Origin of the sequence: Nocardioides marmoribigeumensis, from assembly GCF_031458325.1 — a bacterium.
In the GTDB taxonomy this organism is placed as follows: Bacteria; Actinomycetota; Actinomycetes; order Propionibacteriales; family Nocardioidaceae; genus Marmoricola_A; species Marmoricola_A marmoribigeumensis.
Genome location: NZ_JAVDYG010000001.1, coordinates 1,546,517 through 1,563,748, shown reverse-complemented (window position 1 = coordinate 1,563,748; position 17,232 = coordinate 1,546,517). Strand labels below are relative to the sequence as shown.

Below are 17,232 nucleotides of genomic sequence, written 5' to 3'. Positions count from 1 at the left end.
ACGTGTCCCGCGCCTGGGATGCCCCGGCCGGCTGCCGTTGTGCCGGTCCGCAGGGTCTCAGCGGTCCAGCGGGTCGCGCACCGCGACCGCCAGCACGGCGAGCGCGACGAGGACGAGGCCGAGCCAGCGCCACAGCGCCGCCTCGTAGGGCGGCCCCCACGGCTGCGGGTCGACCATCGCCCAGCCGCCGGGGAGCGCGCGGGTGACCAGGGCGACGAGCAGCACCCCACCCACCGCGGGGTACGACGGGAGGTGCGTCCCGCGCCAGGACCGCAGCCCCGCGACCACCGCGAGCGCGGCCACGAGGTGACCCGTGGTCTCGGCGGCCAGGCCCCACCCCGGCAGCGGCCGGAACCGCAGCCACGCCACGAGGAACCCGACCACGAGCACGGGCACGACCCGCTCCAGGGTGGCCACGGTCCGTGCGGCCGTCCAGGTGGAGCGGCGGACGGGGGCCGCGGTGGCGACGTCGCCGGTCGGGTCGTCGAAGGACAGCGCCACCGCCAGGGCCGCCAGCAGCACGACGAGGTGGACCACGCTCGTGGCGAACCCGCCGTCCTGCCACGGGACCGACACGACGACGAGGGCGACCGCGGCGACGAGGAGCAGGCCCGCGTGGCCGGTGCGGAAGGCCAGTCGCGCGGACGGGAGCAGCGGTCTCATGGCAGCTGGAGGACGGCGGCGAGCACCGTGACGGCCAGGACCGCGAGCCCTGCGGCCACGACCGCCCGGGTCCGGACCGAGCGGACGATCGCGGCCGCGGCGGCGAGGCCGCACAGCCCCACGACGTAGGCCAGGTGCCACCAGTGCGAGCCGCCGATGAACCCGTGCCACAGCTCGCCGCCGGTGACGCCCCACTCGGCCCAGAAGACCGCAGGACCGAACAGCGACGCCACGGGGTCGCTGCCCAGCGCGACGTGCGCGCCGATCATCACGACCACGGTGAGGGCGGGCGCGAAGGCGACCGGGGCCCACGCCGCGACCATCACCCCGAGCAGCGTGGCGCCGACGACGGTCAGCGGCGCCTGCAGCAGCTGGGGGACGGTCGGGGACTGCGCGAACCGGTCCTGCAGCACGCCGGTCAGGGCCAGGTTGAGCACGAGGGCGACCGCCCCGGGCGCCAGCGAGGCCAGGCACAGGGCGCGCACGCGCTCCGGCTCCTGCGACGGCAGGGAGCCCAGCACGTCGGTGGTGCCGGCGCGGTGCTCGCGGGTCGCGACGAGGTAGCCGACCAGGATCATCAGCACCCCGGGCATCCAGCTCAGCGCCGACCCGACGGACTCGAAGACGTCGAGCGGCCGCGGCGGGTCGCCCCACCACAGGGTGCTGGTCATCAGCACCCACAGGCCGTAGCCGACCAACGTCACGGGGTGGAGCAGGAGGCGCACGGCCTCGGCCCGCGCGAGGGCGGGCACCACGCGCACGGGCGGCGCCACGGTCAGCACGCTCATGCTTCCACCGCCTTCGCTCCGCTCGGCGGCGGAGCCAAGCATGCTGTGTCGTCGATTCGCTCGCTGCGCTCGCTCATGCCGCACTCTCCTGGGTGGCGTCGGGACCGAGCAGCAGCAGGTAGGCGTCCTCGATCGCGGGCGCGACCAGCTCCGCGCCCGCGGGCGGGTCACCGACGTGGTGGAAGACGCCGCCCGACAGCCGCCAGGCGGCCTGGGCGCGCGGGTCGCGCCGGTCGTCGAGCCAGACCCTGCCCTCCGCGAGCGCGGTGAGCTCCTCCACGGTGCCGTCGAACAGCGACTGGCCGCGGTTGACCACGACGACGTGCGAGCAGACGGCGGCGACGTCCTCGGTCTGGTGCGTCGACAGCACGACGGTGCGGCCGTGACCGGCCTCCGCGACGAGGTCGCGGAACCGGATGCGCTGCTCGGGGTCGAGGCCCACGGTCGGCTCGTCGAGGACGAGCAGGTCGGGGGTGCCCAGCAGGGCCTGAGCCAGGCCGAGCCGGCGCCGCATGCCGCCCGAGAGCGTGCGCACCTTGCTGGTCGCGACGTCGGAGAGGCCGACCAGGCCGAGCACCCGGCGTACCTCGTCGTGACGGGCGCGCGACCGCGTGTGCTCCTTGAGGACCGCGACGTAGTCGACCGCCTCGAAGACGGTGAAGCCCGGGTGGAAGCCGGCGTCCTGGGGGAGGTAGCCCAGGCTGCGGCGCACGGCCAGCCTCCCAACGTCGGTCGACGGGTCGTGGCCGAGGACGCGTAGCGTGCCCTCGTCGTGCGGCGTCACGGTGGCCAGCACCCGCAGCAGCGTCGTCTTGCCGGCGCCGTTGGGACCGAGCAGCCCGGTCACGCCGGGACGCGTGACGAGGTCGAGCCCGTCGAGCGCGCGGAAGCGGCCGAAGCGGCGCACCAGGCGGTGGGCCTCGATGGTGGTGGTCACGGGTTCCTCCTCGGGGGAGCCACCGGCGCGTGCCGGTGGAGGGTCAGGGGTACGGCGGCCGCGGCGAGCGCGACCAGGGCCACGAGCTGCACGAGGCCGGTGTGCTGGGCGACGAACGCGTCCTCGGGCGACGAGGCCCACAACGTGGCGACCAGCCAGGCCGCCGACAGGCCGGTGGCGACGACGACCGGCTGCACGTGCCGGGCCGCGGCGAGCACCACCGCGCACATCGCCAGCGCCGGCACCATCCACGCGACCGCGACGAACCGGTCGCCGGGCAGCAGCGGGGTGACCAGCGCCGCGGGCACCATCGAGGTCGCGACGACGAAGGTGGTGCGGGCGGCGAGCAGGCGCACCAGCGAGTAGGGCGAGGCGGTCACCACCTCGAGCATCGCGTCGGTCCGGTCGCCGAAGCACAGCGCGACGCCGAGGACGGGCAGGACCGGGGCGAGGGCGACGAACGCCCGGGCGCTCCCGTGGTCGGCCACGGAGGCGGCCACGGCGAGGACGAGGACGACGAGCGCCGCGACCAGCCAGGCCCCGCGCAGCGCCGGGGTGGCGGCGACCAGGCGGGCCGTGCCGTGGCTGACGCCGAGGTGGCGCAGCGCGCGCTCGACCACGCCGACCCGGGGCGCCTCCACCCGCTCGAGGACGGCGTCCCACACCAGGGCGGCCCGCGCGGGGTCGGCCGGGACGAGGGCGCGGCACGCCGCGCACGAGGCGAGGTGCTGCTCCGCCGAGGCGGCGAACGCGGGGCCGACCCGGCCGGCGGCGTACTGCTCCGCCTGCTCGGCGTCGAGGTGCCATGCTCCGGGGACGTCGATGCTCATGCCAGCTCCTTCCGCAGGACCTGCCGGGCGCGCATCATGCGCGTCTTGACGGTGCCGTGGCGCAGGCCGAGGAGCTGCGCCGCCTCCTTGGTGGTCAGCCCGTCCAGGACGGTGGCCTGCACGACCGACCGAAGCTCGGGGGAGAGTCGGTCCAGCGCGCCGGCGAGGTCGCCGTGCTCCACCCCGACCAGCACGCGGTCCTCGGCGGACTCCACGAGGCCGAGGTCGCTCTCGACCACCTCGTAGGCCGCGGGCGGGCGCTTGCGCAGCGCGTCGACGAGGCGTCGCACCGCGATGCCCCAGATCCACGCGCCCGGGTCGCCGTCGCCCTGGTAGCGGCCGGCGCCCCGCCACACCGCGACGAACGTGTCCTGCAGCGCCTCGTCGACGATGCCCGGGTCCGCGCAGCGCCGGGCGAGCCGTGCGGTCAGCCACGGGACGTGACGGCGGTAGAGCTCCTCCAGCGCGGCCGTGCTGCCGGTGGCCACGAGGGCCACCAGCTCACGGTCCGTGCGGTCGGTCTCCGCGACGCTCACAGGGGTCAGCCTGGCTCAGAAGTCGACGTTCAGACAGCCCAGGCGCGCCCCCGCCGTGCCGGCGGTGCCCGGCGCGGTCGAGGTGTGCTGCGCGTGGAGCACGACCGAGCGCGGGCGCCAGTCCGGCGCGAACTGCCAGTCCTGCTTGCTCTGCGCGACGCCGTTGCCGTCCTCGTCGGTGGTGAGGTCGAGCCAGACCTCGTTGCGGGGGTTGGCGTACGTCGGGTCGACCGACGGCGTGATCGGGTCCGGCACGTGCTGCCAGTGCGGACCGGCCGCCGCTCCGGTCAGGCCGCACGCGTTGACGTGCGCGTGGGCGCCGTACTCCGTCAGGGGCTTGAGGCCCTTCACGTGCAGCATGATCACGGTCCTGCCGGCGGCGTCGTACACCGCGGTCACGCGGCCGGTCGCGCCGGCCGGGACGTCCGCGGAGTACGTCGTCCAGGGGCCCGCCGCGCGGGCGTGGTCCGCCCCGGCGAGCGCGGGCGAGGCCGCGAAGACGGCGACGCCGGCGACGCCGGCGGCGAGGGCGAGGTGACGGGTGGCGCGAGTGCGCATGGCTTCTGCTCCTGGTGATCGGGGGCCGTTCACCAGGTCTGTCGTGGGGGAGGTGCCGAACGGTTCACCTCACGGTGACAATTTTTCGGACAGCTCCTCGTGACCGTGGAACGACAGGAGCTGCTCCTGGTGCGGCCGCTCCGAGCCGCCGCCGTCGAGCCACCTCCTCGTCGCCTCCCGGCCCCGCCGCGTGAGCTCGGCGGCGTGGTCGAAGTCGGCAGCCGAGATCGCCAGGGGGCACAGCGGCGGGAGCACGCGGATCGTCACGGTCCCGGACAGGGCGGCGACCTCGGTGACCAGCCGCTGCTCGACGAGGAGGGTGAGCGCGTGCAGCGCCATCCCCAGCGGCGTGGCCGGTGGTCGCGGCAGGGCGCACGGGTAGCCGGTGGGCACGACGTGGACGGTCGTGGCGCCGGCGGCCACCGCCTGCCCGATCCCGGCCGCGTGCGCGACTCCTCCGTCGACCAGCCAGCGACCCCCGGTGAGCACGGGCGGGAAGACGCCCGGCACCGCCGCGCTGGCCCGGACGGCGGTGTCGACCGGACCGTGGTCGAGGACGACCGGCAGCCCCGAGAGGATGTCGGTGGCCATCAGCTGCACCGGCACGGTCGCGTCCTCGAGCCGCCGCACGCCGGCGTGGGTGCGGACCAGGGCGGCCAGCGCGTCGCCCGAGCTGACCGCACGGCTCCTCCCGGCGACCGCCCGGAGCAGCATCCGTGCGGTCACGGGGAAGATGTCCTGCCGCCGCACCCGGGTCCACAGGTCGGCGAGCTCGGCGAGGGAGTCCGCGGAGGTGCCGTGGCCGGCGACCCAGGCGGCGTTCACCGCCCCCGCCGACGTGCCGACCAGCAGGTCGGGCTCGATCCCCGCCTCGCCCAGCGCCTGCAGCATGCCGACCTGGACCGCGCCGAGGCTGCCGCCGCCGGCGAGCACGAACGCGGTCCGCGTGGTCACGACGCCACGTCCCCCAGCGGCACGCGCGGGTCGCGGAGCGCGGCGAGGTCGACCTCGCCGGCGGTCACGATCGCCCGCAGGGGGTCGATGGCGTCCCAGTCGTTGGCGTGCATCGCGGCGCGCACCCGTCCGCCCCGGAGCCAGAACGCGGTGAACACGCCCGCGAGGTCGCCGCGGACCACCAGCTCGTCGTACCCCTCGGGACCGAGGTGGCCGACGTACTCCATGCCGAGGTCGTACTGGTCGGTGAAGAAGTAGGGCAGCCGGTCGTAGGCCTCGCGTGCGCCGAGCAGGTTGCGGGCGGCGGTCGCGCCCTGCGCCTTGGCGTTGTCCCAGTGCTCGACGCGGATGCGGGTGCCGTACGCCGGGTGGTGGGCCCGGGCGATGTCGCCGGCGACCAGCACGTCGGGGTGGCTGGTGACCAGGTGCTCGTCGGCGAGCACGCCGTCCTCGACCGCCAGGCCCGCGGCTTCGGCCAGGTCGGTCTGGGGGACCGCGCCGATTCCGACCACGAGGAGGTCGGCCTCGGTGGCCGTCCCGTCGTCGAGGCGTACGACGGCCGGGCCGCCGGGCTCGCGCGAGGTGACCGACGCGAGACCGGTCGAGGTGCGCAGGTCGACCCCGTGCCCGCGGTGCAGGGTTGCGAAGGCGTGGCCGAGCTCCTCGCCGAGCACCCGCAGGAGCGGCTGGGCGAGGGGCTCGACGACCACGACGTCGCAGTCGGCGCCGCGTGCGGCGGCGGCGACCTCGAGGCCGATCCACCCGCCCCCGACGACCACGACCCGGCGGCCGGGGCGCAGGGCCGCGCGGATGCGGTCGGCGTCCTCGACCGTGCGGAGGTAGGCCACGGCCGCGCCGCTGCGGTCCGCCGGGGGGAGCCGACGGGCGGCCGACCCGGTCGCGAGCAGGAGCCGGTCGTAGCCGATCGTCTCGTGACCCACGTGGACGGTGTGCGTGTCGAGGTCGAGCGCGGTGACCGGGCTGCCGAGCCGGAGGTCGACGTCGCGGGTGTCGTAGAACTCGACCGCGTGCACGAACGCCTCGGTCAGGGTGGAGTCGCCGGCGAGGTAGCTCTTCGACAGCGGCGGGCGCTCGTAGGGCAGGTGCGGCTCGGCGCCGACGAGCACGACGTCGCCGGTGAACCCCTCGTCCCGCAGCGTGCCGACCGCGGAGGCGCCCGCCAGGCCGCCACCCACCACGACGACCGTGCCGGTGGCGCTCATCGCTCGTCCCGGTGACCGCGGGTGAGCGCGAGGAACTCGGCTCGCGACGACGGGTCGCTGCGCAGCAGGCCGAGCAGGGCGGAGGTCACCGTGCGGGAGCCGACCGCGCGGGCCCCGCGCAGCGACATGCACGTGTGCTCGGCCTCGACGACGACCCCGACGCCGCGGGGGTCGAGCCGCTCCTGGAGGTGGTCGGCGACCTGCTTGGTCAGCCGCTCCTGGGTCTGGGGCCGGCGGGCGGTCACCTCGACCAGGCGGGCCAGCTTGGACAGCCCGAGGATCCGGTCGCGGGGGAGGTAGCCGACGTGGGCGACCCCGGTGAACGGCAGCATGTGGTGCTCGCACACCGAGGTGAGCGGGATGTCCTGCACGAGCACGAGCTCGTCGTACTCCTCGTCGTTGGGGAACGTCGTGAAGTCGAAGGCCTCGGGTCGCAGCAGCTCGGCGTAGGCGTGGGCCATCCGGCGCGGGGTCTCGGCCAGGTGCGGGGCGTCGAGCGGCTGGCCGAGCGCGGCGAGCAGGTCACGGGCGGCGTCCTCGGCGGCGGCGAGGTCGACCGGGACGGTGTCGGGGACGACCCGGGGCCGCCAGGGCCGCGCCTCGGCGGTGGCGGTCATCGGCTGGTCGCCGCGGCCGTGCGTGCGCCGTACGCCAGACGCGCGAGCGCGAGCGCGGCGACGAGGAGCCCGAAGTCGCGCAGCGCGACGTCGAGGTAGTCGCCCATCGTCACCAGGTTGAGGATGATGCCGGCGAGCCAGGCGGCGACGACGTAGCCGCCGAGGTCGGGGCGCACGGCGACGAGGATGCCCGCGAGCACCTCCACGACGCCGACCGCGAGCATCGCCTGGTGGGCGGTGCCGGGGACGAGGTCGTTCACCCAGGGCGCGAGGTACTGCGTCCAGTCGGTGAGCAGCCCGGCGAACTTGTCGAGGCCGAAGACGATCGGGGCGATCGTGAAGACGGTGCGGAGCAGGCGGTAGGCCTGGCCGGCGGGCGAGTGGACGTCGTACGCCGGGACGGGGGCGGGGGTGCCCGCCGCGGGCTGCGCGGCGTCCCGGGAGTGGCGGAGCTGGGACATGAGGTGCCTCCTCGGTTCTAACGGAGTAGGATTTTGACGTTAGACCCGGTGGCATGATTTCGTCAATAGACTTGTCCGATAGAAACGAGGGACGTCATGGGCGACGCCGAGCAGTGGGAGAGCGTCGGCGTGCTGGCCGAGCCGGCGCGACGTCGGCTCTACGAGTACGTCGCCGGGCAGCCCGAGCCGGTGACCCGCGAGCAGGCCGCCGACGCGCTCGCGGTCCCGGCGCACTCGGTGAAGTTCCACCTCGACAAGCTCGCCGCGGCCGGTCTCCTCGAGGTCGACTACCGCCGCGTCTCCGGGCGCACCGGGCCCGGCGCCGGTCGGCCGGCCAAGCTCTACCGCCGCTCCGACCGCGAGGTCGCCCTCTCGGTGCCGCCCCGCCGCTACGACCTGGTCGGCGAGGTCCTCGCCGAGGCCGTCGACCGGTCGGTCCGGGGCGGGGTGGCGATCGACGACGCCGTCCTCGAGGTGGCCCGCGACATCGGTCGCGAGCTGGGCACCGCGGCCGACGAGTCCGCGGAGACCGCGGCGCTGCACCGCACCGGCACCGTGCTGGCGGACCACGGCTACGAGCCGCGCGAGGACGACGGCGAGCTCTGCCTGACCAACTGCCCCTTCGACCGGCTCGCCGCCGACCACACCGAGCTGGTGTGCGGCATCAACCTCGCGCTGGTCGACGGCGTGCTCGACGGGCTGTCCGCCGACACCCTGCAGGCCCGGCTCGCGCCCCAGCCCGGGCTCTGCTGCGTCCGGGTCGGGTCAGCGGGCTGACCCTCACCCGCATCGTGCCCGTCCGGCCCTGCGCAGCGGCACGGAGCCGGACCAGCATGGAGACGGAGGTGGAGAGCATGAAGGCCTCGACCCACAGGATCCATCCACCGGCACGCCCGACAGCTGGTGGGTCGCCGGCGCGGGAGCCGCGATCCTCCTCGCCGCCGTCGCGTGCTCCGTCGCCGGCCTGCTCGTCACCCTCTCGACGCTGCAGCAGGTGGCCGAGGGGCTCGGCTGGATGACCGGCTAGCCGGAGACGAGCGGCAGGCGCACGCGCGTGCCCCTGCCGAGGAGGTACGCCGACCGCACGCGTGCGGCGTACAGGTGCAGGACGGCGTCGGGCCCCTCGACCTTGCCGCGGTCCCACGGGTTGCCGCCGGCTGCCACGGACGCCTCGGACAGCACCGCGACCGGATCGTCGATCTCGGGTGAGGGGACGAGCCCGGCCGTCACGTCGAGCTGGAGGCCCTCACCGGTGCCCGCCGGCTGGCTGCTGTCGAACACGCTGATCGCGGCCTCGGGCCGTGCGAGCACGTTGCGCGAGTGCTGGGCCTCGTGGCGTGAGAGCCAGAGCAGCACGAGGTCGAGCCCGTCGTCGGGGCTCGTCGGCTGCCACGCGGCGTACCAGAGCGTCGAGGCCCACGGCCGCCCGTCGTGGTCGGCGGTGGCGAGGGTGAGGTACTGGGTCGCGGCGAGCATGCGCCGGGCGCGGTCCGTCAGCTCGCGGGCGTCGTCCATCGGGGGATCCTCACACGCTCGCGCCCGTCCCGCCACGGGCGGATGATGAGACATGCGCGCTGCGAAGGTCCTCGCCCTGGCGGCGCTCGACGTCGTCGTGGCGACCGTCGTCGCGCTGCTCGTCTTCCGCACGTTCGGCGCGTACGCCGGGTCGGACGTCAACCCGCCCGAGTGCACCAACGCCTCCGGCGGGGTGGTGTCGTGTGACCTGACGACCCCGGTGCTGGCCCTGCCGACGTTCGTCCTCGTGCTGCTGCTCCTGGCCGGCTGGCAGGTCGCGCGGGGCCGCCCTCAGAGCTGAGGCGCGACCTCGCTCGCGACCAGCTCGAGGTGGTCGAGGTCGGCGAGGTCGAGGACCTGGAGGTAGGCCCGGGTCGAGCCGGCCTCGGCGTACTTGCCGAGCTGCTCGACGACCTGCGCGGGCGTGCCGCAGACGCCCGGACCGTCCATCGTCTCCCGCGTCTGGCCGATCGCCTCGAGCCGCCGGTCGACCTCGGCGTCGTCGCGGCCGCACGCCAGGATCAGCGCGTTGGACAGGCGCACGGGCTCGCGGCCGGCCTCCTCGCAGGCGGCGCGCACGCGGGCGAACTGCTCGCCCGAGAAGGCCGCGGACTCGAAGGGCACGTTGAACTCGTCGGCGTAGGCCGCGGTCAGGGCGGGCGTGCGCCTCTTGCCCTTGCCGCCGATGATCACCGGCGGCCGCGGCTGCTGCACGGGCTTGGGCAGCCCGGGGGAGTCCTCGACGGAGTAGTGCTCGCCGGCGAAGGAGAAGCCCCCGGCCGTGGCCCACAGCCCGGTGATGACCGCGAGCTGCTCCTCGAGACGGTCGAAGCGCTCAGCCGTGGCAGGGAAGGGGATCCCGTACTTCGTGTGCTCGGCCTCGAACCAGCCGGCACCGATGCCGAGCTCCACGCGGCCGCCGGACATCTGGTCGACGTTGGCAACGCTGATCGCCAGCGGACCGGGGTGCCGGAACGTCGCCGAGGTCATCAGCGTCCCGAGCCGGATCGTGGTCGTGTCCCGGGCCAGGCCGGCCAGCGTGATCCAGGCGTCGGAGGGACCGGGCAGGCCCTCGGTGCCCATGCCGAGGTAGTGGTCGGAGCGGAAGAACGCCTCGAACCCGAGGTCCTCGGTGGCCCGTGCGACGCGCAACAGGTCGTCGTACGTCGCGCCCTGCTGGGGCTCGGTGAAGATGCGCAGCGTCATGGTCATGTCCCGACGCTACCCAGCGCCACGACCACGACGAGCACGTTGACCACCAGCTCGGCGATGCCGACCCGCTTGGGCGACGGGGCGAGCCGCTGCGCGAGCACGGTGCGGGCGACCAGCACGACGCCGACGAGCACGAGCGGCCAGGAGACCAGCGCCGCCAGGAGCGTGAGCAGCACGTGCAGCGCCACGGCCGCCCGGGCGTACGCCGGGTTGCGGCGCTCGCGGATCAGCGCCTTGACGTGGACCAGGACGCCCAGGTGGTAGCCGGCCACCACCGCGGTCAGCAGCCACGCGCGCGTCCAGTCCTCGCCCGGCCCGGCGTCGTACGCCACGACCGTCATGAGCGAGGCGGCCAGGGTGGTCGCGGCGCCGCTGAGCAGCGACCTGTCCCGCCGGCGGACGGCCTCGACGAGCCCGACCACGAGGAACGGCGCGAACGCGGGAGCCCACCGCAGCAAGGAGGGTTGGAGCGCGAGGACGACCGCGGCGAGCGGGACACAGGCTGCGGAGTAGACGACGACCGGAGCACGGAAGCGGGGCTTGCGCCGGGACTTGAGCCACAGCCCGGCGGCGAAGAACGCGAAGTAGCCGCAGAACCACACCAGCGCCAGCGGCAGCTGGGTCCAGGACGCGCCGCCCGCGAGGACGCCGACCAGCAGCGGGGTGGCGAGCATCGCCCACGCGCCGTGCTGGTTGGGCACCCAGGTGGCGCCGCGGCTCACGTGAGCAGGTCGAGGTCGGCGGCCTCGAGCAGGGACGGTCCGTACCAGGTGATCAGGCGCCCGCTGACCAGCCGTGTCTCGAGGCCGGGGAACGCCTCCGGCCCGTCGTCCGCGGTGAAGACGTAGGGCTCGTCGGGCAGCAGCACGACGTCCGGTCCGGCGGCCGCGATCTCCTCGACGGTCACCGAGGGGTAGCGCCCCTCCCAGTCGTCGAACACGTTGGCCACGCCCAGGCGGCGCAGCAGGTCACGGGTGAACGTCTCGCGCCCGACCACCATCCACGGGTCGCGCCAGATCGGGACCGCGGCGCGCGTGCGGACGCCCGGCTCGGGCCGGTCCCACGCCCGGCGTACGGCGGCCAGCCAGTCCGGCACGCCCCACCCGAGGGCGTCGGCGAAGAGGCGGTCCATCGCGTCGAGCGCCTGCGGCACCGTCTCGACGACGGTGACCCAGACCTGCACGCCCGACTCGCGCAGCCGGCGTACGTCGAGCTCGCGGTTTTCCTCGCGGTTGGCCACGACCACGTCGGGCCGCAGCGAGCGGATCGCGTCGAGGTCGGGGTTCTTGGTGCCGCGGACCCGGGCGACATCGAGGTCGGCGGGGTGCGTGCACCAGTCGGTGGCCCCGACCAGAGCCTCGGGACGGGTGGCGGCGAGCGCCTCGGTGAGGCTCGGGACCAGGCTCACCACCCGCCGCGCGGGGCCCTCGAGCCACAGGGGCGTGCCCAGGTCGTCGTCCATCCCGTTCGTCCCGTCCGCTCCGTCCATTCCGTCCACGTTAGGGCCTCCCGCTCGGCCCACGGGCTGAGGGCGGCTCGGTCCGCGGGCCGCCCGGAGCCCCGTCCTCGGGTCGATGTGGCCGCAGGTGCGCGGCTCCTAGCGTGCGAGGGCGGCCGCAAGCGGGAGCCAAGCGAGCCGCAAGCGGCTCCCTGCAGAGTCCGGTCGTCGGCCGGACCGCGGCCGCGTCCACCTGTCTCGACGAGGGAGAACTCCGATGTCCCAGCACGACCTCCACCAGCCCGACGGGCCGACGCCGGTGCGCCGTCACCGCCGACGGCGTACGACGGCCTCCCTGCTCTGCCTGGCCGTCGCCGCCGCCACGTGGTCCCTCGCGCCCGAGGCCCGCGCGGCGGGCAACACGATGTGGTTCTCGGGGACCAACGGCGACGTCCACCGGTCCTACGGCGGCAACGGCGTCGTGCAGATCGACGGCTCGATCACCTTCGAGGGCGACTGCGACGTCTACGGGCGCTCGGGGACGGTGGACGACTACATCTACCCGACGACCGACGTCTACCTCGTGCGCGCCGGGTCCACCGCACCCGGTCTCGAGCTCGACGACCTCAGCGGGTCGCCCAACACGATCGTGGGCACGGGCGGCGGCAGCTTCATCGGCGAGACGATCGCGGTGACCACGCCCAGCGGCGCGCTCGGCGACGGCGACTACGACATCGTCTTCGACACCTGCCAGGACGGGGTGTTCGACACCACCGACGCGGTGTTCCACGACGCCGTCCACGTCGACGTGCCGGACGGCGAGGTGCCGCCCGTGGACCCGTCGCTGCGGCAGATGAAGGAGGCCGCGCGGCAGCAGTACATGAGCTGGATCGAGGCCCGCATGGGGCTCCTGGCGATCCTCAAGATCCAGGACGCCAAGACCCTGGCCTCGTGCCTGCTCTCGCCGAGCGTGATGTGCCTGTGGAAGTCGAAGTCGTGGCTCAAGGACTACGACGCCGCGAAGGCGAAGGGACCGAGCAAGGTCAAGGCGATCGCGCTGCACGAGATGATGAACCAGGCCAAGCACTACTTCGGGATCTGGCAGGACCCGGCCGACCCCGACTTCCGCGCCCTGCCCCGCGCCGTGGACCCCGGGGTCGCCGAGCCCGCCGCGACCGGCGACGCGCTCACCGACGCGCTCGACGCCACTGCTGCGCCGCTGGCCGCCGAGAGCGCCATGGCCGAGCAGCTGCTCCACGCCGCCGAGCGCTACCAGGGCGCCCAGCAGGCTGGAGACTCCGCGTGGGCGCTGGCCCAGGCCCGCGCCGTCCGCGACGCCGCGGAGACCCTTGCGGCGCACCTGCGCGACGACGACACCACCGGCGACCTGGTCGCCACCCTGCGCGCGGACCTCACCGGCATCGTCGACGAGGCCGAGTCCGACGAGGACGTGCTCGACCGGCTGCGCCGCAACGGCCTCACCGCGGACGAGACCCGCACCCTGCGCAACCGCGGGATGAGCGAGGCCGACGTCCGCGCCCTGGAGGCCGAGCTCGTCGCCGGTGGCTCGGTCAGCGCACCGGACGCCGCCGGGCTGGGCGCCACGCTGGACCACCTGACCGCTGCGCGCACGCAGCTGCTCACCGCCGCCGAGGACATGGCCGCCGGCTGGGCCGACCACGTGCAGGCGCTGGAGAAGGTCGCCGACCAGACCCTGCCGGTCGCCGACGCCGGACCCGCCACCCGCACCGACGACAGCGGCCTGGTCCACCTCGACGCCACCGCGAGCCGCGCCGGCCGCGACGGCGCCCGGTTGACGACCTTCGACTGGGACACCGACGGGGACGGGGCGTACGACGACGCCCACGGCTCCACCGCCGACGTGCAGCTGCCCACCTCCCGGGCGGTCGCCCTGCGGGTCACCGACGCCGCGGGCAACCAGGCCGTGGACACCGTCCACGTGCACCGGGCCGGTGCGGACCGCGCGCCCGTGATCACCGCGTCCTCGCCGGCACCGGCTGCCGTCGTGCAGGCCGGCGACGCGACCACCTTCACCGTGCAGGCCGACGACCCCGACGGGGACGCGCTGCACTACGCCTGGACCTACGGCGGCGAGCCGGTCGGGGACGACTCCGCGTCGTACACCCTGCAGACCAGCCAGGTCGGCGCCGCGTTCCTGCAGGTCGAGGTGACCGGCGCACGTCGCTCGGCGATGACCGCCTGGACCGTCACGGTGACCGGCGAGGACGCCGACGGCGACGGCTGGGCCGGAGGTGCCGGGGGACCCGACTGCGACGACACCCGCACCGACGTGCACCCGCAGGGACCGGAGCGCTTCGGCAACGGCCTCGACGACGACTGCGACGCCGGTACGCCGGACGGGCCGGTCGGCGGCCTGCGCGGCACGGTCGAGGGCTGGGGCATCCGGATCGGCGTCGGGCGCACGCCCGGGTCGGGCGACGCCGACTACACCACGCCCGTCGACGTCCCGGCACTCGGCGACGACGTCCGCTCCGTGCAGTCCACCCACGCGGGCGGCTTCGCCACCGTCGGTGACGAGGGTGCGGCGTGGGCCTGGGGCCGCAACTTCGGCCAGGTCGGCGACGGCACCTACACCGACCGGTGGACCCCGGTCCCGGTGCTCGGGGTCGGCGGGGCGGCGGGCAGCCGGCTCACCGGCGTCGCCCAGGTCGCCTCGCAGAGCGACCACGTGCTGGCCCGCCTCGGCGGTGGGGCGCTCGTGGCGTGGGGCTCCAACCTCAACCGGCAGCTCGGCAGCGGCGACAGCGTCGCCACGCGGCTCTTCCCAATCAAGGTGCTCGACGCCGCGGGCCAGCAGGTGAGCGACGCGGTGTCGGTCGAGACCGGGGAGAACACCTCGCTCGCCGTCACCCGGGACGGGCGCGTGCGCCAGTGGGGCGTCGTGGCCTGCGACGGGGACAACGCCACCACGACCGTGCGCGGGACCGCGGACGTCAACCCCGTCCTCGGCGGCCACGTCGTGCAGGTCGCCTCGGCGAGCGGCGGCACGGTGCTGGTGCGTCGCGCCGACGGCAGCCTGCAGTCCTGCTCGGGCAACGACTACATGCTCGGCCGTGACCACACCATCTCGACGGTCAACGTCCCGGGGACGGTCGAGGGGCTCGGCTCGGGCGTCGTCGACGTCTCGGTCGGGAGCACCAGCGTCGTCGCGCTGAAGGAGGACGGCTCGGTGTGGACCTGGGGCCGCAACCTCAACCACGTCCTCGACGTGCTCGGCCTGCCGGCCGGCGGCGAGGCGACGTACCCCACGCGGGTGACGCTGCCCGAGGGTCCTCCGGTGATCGCGGTGGACACCGACGACAGCACCGCGGTCCACGCGCTGCGCGCCGACGGGTCCGTGCTGGCCTGGGGCGGGGACACCTACTCCAACACCGGGACCGGACGCACCAGCGGGATCGGGATCCCGGCTCCCGAGGTGCTCGACCTCGGCGGCCGTCGGGCGATCGCGCTCACCGGTGCCAACTGGAACGGCATGGCGCTGACCCGGCCCGCGCTCGACCCGGACTTCGAACCGGCCGTGCAGTGGGTCCACGCCTCCCTCGCCGACGCCACCGTCACCGAGGCCGAGGGCGGCACCGCGCGCCTGACCCTGACGGTCGCGGCGCCGCGGCAGCTCGACGTGCGCTACCAGGTCGGCGACGGCCCGGTGCGCGAGGCCACGGTCCCGGCCGGCGCCACGGTCGCGGACCTGCCGGTCGGTGTCGTCGACGACGCGCTCGACGAGGACGACGAGACCGTGCCGATGACGGTCCTCTCGGTCTCGGACGGCGTGGTCGTCGACCGCGGGACCGCGACGCTCACCGTGACGGACGACGACGCCGCCCCGGTCGCCTCGATCGGGAGCACCACCGTGCAGGAGGGCGACACCAGCCTGCGCGACGTGGTCCTCCCGCTGAGCCTGGACCGGGCCGGCGGCAAGGAGGCCACCGTGGAGTGGACCGCCACCGCGGACGGGCGTGAGCTCGTGCACGGCACCGTCGTGCTCGCCGCCGGCGAGACCCGGGGCGAGGTCCACGTGCCGGTCGTCGGCGACACCGCGCCCGGCGCGGACCGCTCGGTCGACGTCGCGGTCACCGGCACCGACAACGCCCGGCCCGGCCACGGCGGCACCGTCACCGTGACCGACGACGACCCGCTGGCGCTGCACGTCACCGCGCCGGCCGACCCGGTCGCCGAGGGCGACGCGGGCACGACGGCCGTCCCGGTCGAGATCGGCGTCGACCAGGCGGTCCCGGCCGGGGAGACCCTGTCGGTGCCCTGGGCCGTCCGAGCGGGTACGGCGGAGGTGGGCCCCGACGTGCTCGAGGGCCACGGGACGGTGGTGCTCGACAGCACCCACCCGACCGCGACGGTGACCGTGCAGGTCGTCGGCGACCGGGCCGCCGAGCCGCTGGACCTCGAGGTCCTCTCGGTGGCGGTCGACGCCGCCGGGGTGACCGAGAGCGCGGGCCGCCGGGTCCTCCCGCCGTCGGCGTCGACGATCTCGGTGCTCGACGACGACGCCGGTCCGGCGGTCGCCGTCGACGGGCCGGTGAGCCTCGACGAGGGCGGCACGGTCGCGGTCCACGGCGCCGCCGACGCGCCGGCCACCTGGTCGGTGAGCGGCACGGGCTGCACCGTCGCGGACGCGCACGCGCTCGACACCACGCTGACCTGCCGGCGTGACGGGTTCTACGAGCTGCTGCTCACCGCGGACGACGGGGTCAACCCGCCGGCCACGGGCGGGACCACGGTGCTGGTGGCCAACCTGGCGCCCACACTGCGGGTCGACTCCCCGGCCGACGGGGCGACGGTCTCAGCCGGCACCCCGGTGACCCTCGCCGCCACGGCGGCCGACGCCGGCCCCGACGACACGGTCACGTGCACCGTGGCGTGGGGCGACGGGTCGGGCGAGCAGCCCGCTCCCGGCTGCACGGCGACGCACACCTTCACCGCCGCGGGGACCCCGCAGGTGACGGTGACGGCGCGGGACGGCGACGGCGGGGTGACCACCCGCCAGGTCGGCCTGGACGTGCGGGCGGGCGGGCCGGCGTACCCCTTCGACGGGTTCTACGCCCCGGTCGACAACCCCGACGTGGTCAACGTGGTCAAGGCCGGGTCGGCGGTGCCGGTGAAGTTCTCGCTCGGCGGCTACCGCGGCCTCGACGTCCTGGCCGCCGGCTCGCCGGCGTCGGGGGCGCACCGCTGCGACACCACCGAGGCGTCGGACGCGCTGGAGGAGACCGCCCAGCCGGGCGCCGCCGGCCTGACCTACGACAGCGGGACCGGTCGCTACCAGTACGTGTGGAAGACGCCCAAGACCTGGGCGGGCACCTGCCGCACGCTGGTCGTGACGCTCGGCGACGGCCGGTCGAGGACCGCGGAGTTCCGGTTCCGCTGACCGGCGGCAGGACGGCACGTCGCAGGGCCCGGGGGACGACCCCGGGCCCTGCGCGCGCCGTGACACCCCTGTGACCTG

Annotated in this window: 17 protein-coding genes; 3 read left to right on the top strand and 14 right to left on the bottom strand. The window is 75.2% G+C overall.

Features of this window, described 5'->3' with window-relative positions:
* Positions 1 to 57: 57 nt before the first annotated feature.
* The 10 genes from J2S63_RS07430 to J2S63_RS07385 form a co-directional block, all read right to left on the bottom strand.
* Positions 58 to 663 (bottom strand): hypothetical protein, encoded by a 606-nt coding sequence (locus J2S63_RS07430; RefSeq protein WP_310300654.1) that lies wholly within the window; start codon positions 661 to 663, stop codon positions 58 to 60.
* Positions 660 to 1,451 carry a hypothetical protein gene (locus tag J2S63_RS07425; protein WP_310300653.1) on the bottom strand — a complete coding sequence of 264 codons (792 nt, stop codon included), beginning with the start codon at positions 1,449 to 1,451 and terminating at the stop codon, positions 660 to 662. Before J2S63_RS07425 ends, J2S63_RS07430 begins: the two co-directional genes overlap by 4 nt.
* A 73-nt stretch (positions 1,452 to 1,524) precedes the next feature.
* Positions 1,525 to 2,388, bottom strand: a complete 864-nt coding sequence (locus J2S63_RS07420; RefSeq protein WP_310300649.1) for an ATP-binding cassette domain-containing protein — start codon at positions 2,386 to 2,388, stop codon at positions 1,525 to 1,527.
* The gene (locus J2S63_RS07415; RefSeq protein ID WP_310300648.1) at positions 2,385 to 3,218 is read right to left on the bottom strand and encodes a hypothetical protein; all 834 of its coding nucleotides are present in this window, start codon (positions 3,216 to 3,218) and stop codon (positions 2,385 to 2,387) included. Before J2S63_RS07415 ends, J2S63_RS07420 begins: the two co-directional genes overlap by 4 nt.
* On the bottom strand, positions 3,215 to 3,754 hold the full coding sequence (locus tag J2S63_RS07410; RefSeq protein ID WP_310300645.1) for an RNA polymerase sigma factor: 540 nt from the start codon (positions 3,752 to 3,754) through the stop codon (positions 3,215 to 3,217). The genes J2S63_RS07415 and J2S63_RS07410 overlap by 4 nt, the downstream gene beginning before the upstream one ends.
* Positions 3,755 to 3,769: 15 nt before the next feature.
* Positions 3,770 to 4,312, bottom strand: a complete 543-nt coding sequence (locus tag J2S63_RS07405; RefSeq protein WP_310300642.1) for a superoxide dismutase family protein — start codon at positions 4,310 to 4,312, stop codon at positions 3,770 to 3,772.
* Between the two features lie 69 nt (positions 4,313 to 4,381).
* The gene (locus J2S63_RS07400; protein WP_310300639.1) at positions 4,382 to 5,266 is read right to left on the bottom strand and encodes a patatin-like phospholipase family protein; all 885 of its coding nucleotides are present in this window, start codon (positions 5,264 to 5,266) and stop codon (positions 4,382 to 4,384) included.
* Positions 5,263 to 6,489, bottom strand: coding sequence for an NAD(P)/FAD-dependent oxidoreductase (locus J2S63_RS07395; RefSeq protein WP_310300636.1), 1,227 nt, complete (start codon positions 6,487 to 6,489; stop codon positions 5,263 to 5,265). The genes J2S63_RS07400 and J2S63_RS07395 overlap by 4 nt, the downstream gene beginning before the upstream one ends.
* Positions 6,486 to 7,106 (bottom strand): GTP cyclohydrolase I FolE, encoded by a 621-nt coding sequence (gene folE, locus J2S63_RS07390; RefSeq protein WP_310300633.1) that lies wholly within the window; start codon positions 7,104 to 7,106, stop codon positions 6,486 to 6,488. The genes J2S63_RS07395 and folE overlap by 4 nt, the downstream gene beginning before the upstream one ends.
* Entirely contained in the window at positions 7,103 to 7,567 is a 465-nt protein-coding gene (locus J2S63_RS07385) for a hypothetical protein (protein WP_310300630.1), read from the bottom strand. Before J2S63_RS07385 ends, folE begins: the two co-directional genes overlap by 4 nt.
* A gap of 96 nt (positions 7,568 to 7,663) precedes the next feature.
* On the opposite strand from J2S63_RS07385, the gene J2S63_RS07380 reads away from it, so the two are divergent.
* Positions 7,664 to 8,344, top strand: a complete 681-nt coding sequence (locus J2S63_RS07380) for a helix-turn-helix transcriptional regulator (RefSeq protein ID WP_310300627.1) — start codon at positions 7,664 to 7,666, stop codon at positions 8,342 to 8,344.
* A 246-nt stretch (positions 8,345 to 8,590) separates the two neighbouring features.
* Here J2S63_RS07380 and J2S63_RS07375 read toward each other — a convergent pair whose 3' ends face one another.
* Positions 8,591 to 9,082 carry a pyridoxamine 5'-phosphate oxidase family protein gene (locus tag J2S63_RS07375; protein ID WP_310300625.1) on the bottom strand — a complete coding sequence of 164 codons (492 nt, stop codon included), beginning with the start codon at positions 9,080 to 9,082 and terminating at the stop codon, positions 8,591 to 8,593.
* Between the two features lie 52 nt (positions 9,083 to 9,134).
* Between J2S63_RS07375 and J2S63_RS07370 the strand changes: the two genes are divergently transcribed.
* Complete coding sequence (locus J2S63_RS07370) at positions 9,135 to 9,383, top strand: hypothetical protein (protein ID WP_310300622.1); 249 nt, start codon at positions 9,135 to 9,137, stop codon at positions 9,381 to 9,383.
* Here J2S63_RS07370 and J2S63_RS07365 read toward each other — a convergent pair.
* The 3 genes from J2S63_RS07365 to J2S63_RS07355 are packed head-to-tail and all read right to left on the bottom strand — an operon-like array spanning position 9,374 to position 11,756.
* On the bottom strand, positions 9,374 to 10,294 hold the full coding sequence (locus tag J2S63_RS07365; RefSeq protein ID WP_310300619.1) for an LLM class F420-dependent oxidoreductase: 921 nt from the start codon (positions 10,292 to 10,294) through the stop codon (positions 9,374 to 9,376). The two genes, J2S63_RS07370 and J2S63_RS07365, sit on opposite strands and share 10 nt — an antisense overlap.
* Positions 10,291 to 11,016 (bottom strand): YwiC-like family protein, encoded by a 726-nt coding sequence (locus J2S63_RS07360; protein ID WP_310300616.1) that lies wholly within the window; start codon positions 11,014 to 11,016, stop codon positions 10,291 to 10,293. The genes J2S63_RS07365 and J2S63_RS07360 overlap by 4 nt, the downstream gene beginning before the upstream one ends.
* Positions 11,013 to 11,756: a helical backbone metal receptor gene (locus tag J2S63_RS07355; RefSeq protein WP_310300613.1), complete on the bottom strand. Its 744-nt coding sequence runs from the start codon at positions 11,754 to 11,756 to the stop codon at positions 11,013 to 11,015. Before J2S63_RS07355 ends, J2S63_RS07360 begins: the two co-directional genes overlap by 4 nt.
* Positions 11,757 to 12,009: 253 nt before the next feature.
* Here J2S63_RS07355 and J2S63_RS07350 point away from each other — a divergent pair, with 253 nt between their 5' ends.
* Positions 12,010 to 17,154, top strand: a complete 5,145-nt coding sequence (locus tag J2S63_RS07350; protein ID WP_310300611.1) for a PxKF domain-containing protein — start codon at positions 12,010 to 12,012, stop codon at positions 17,152 to 17,154.
* Positions 17,155 to 17,232: the final 78 nt, after the last annotated feature.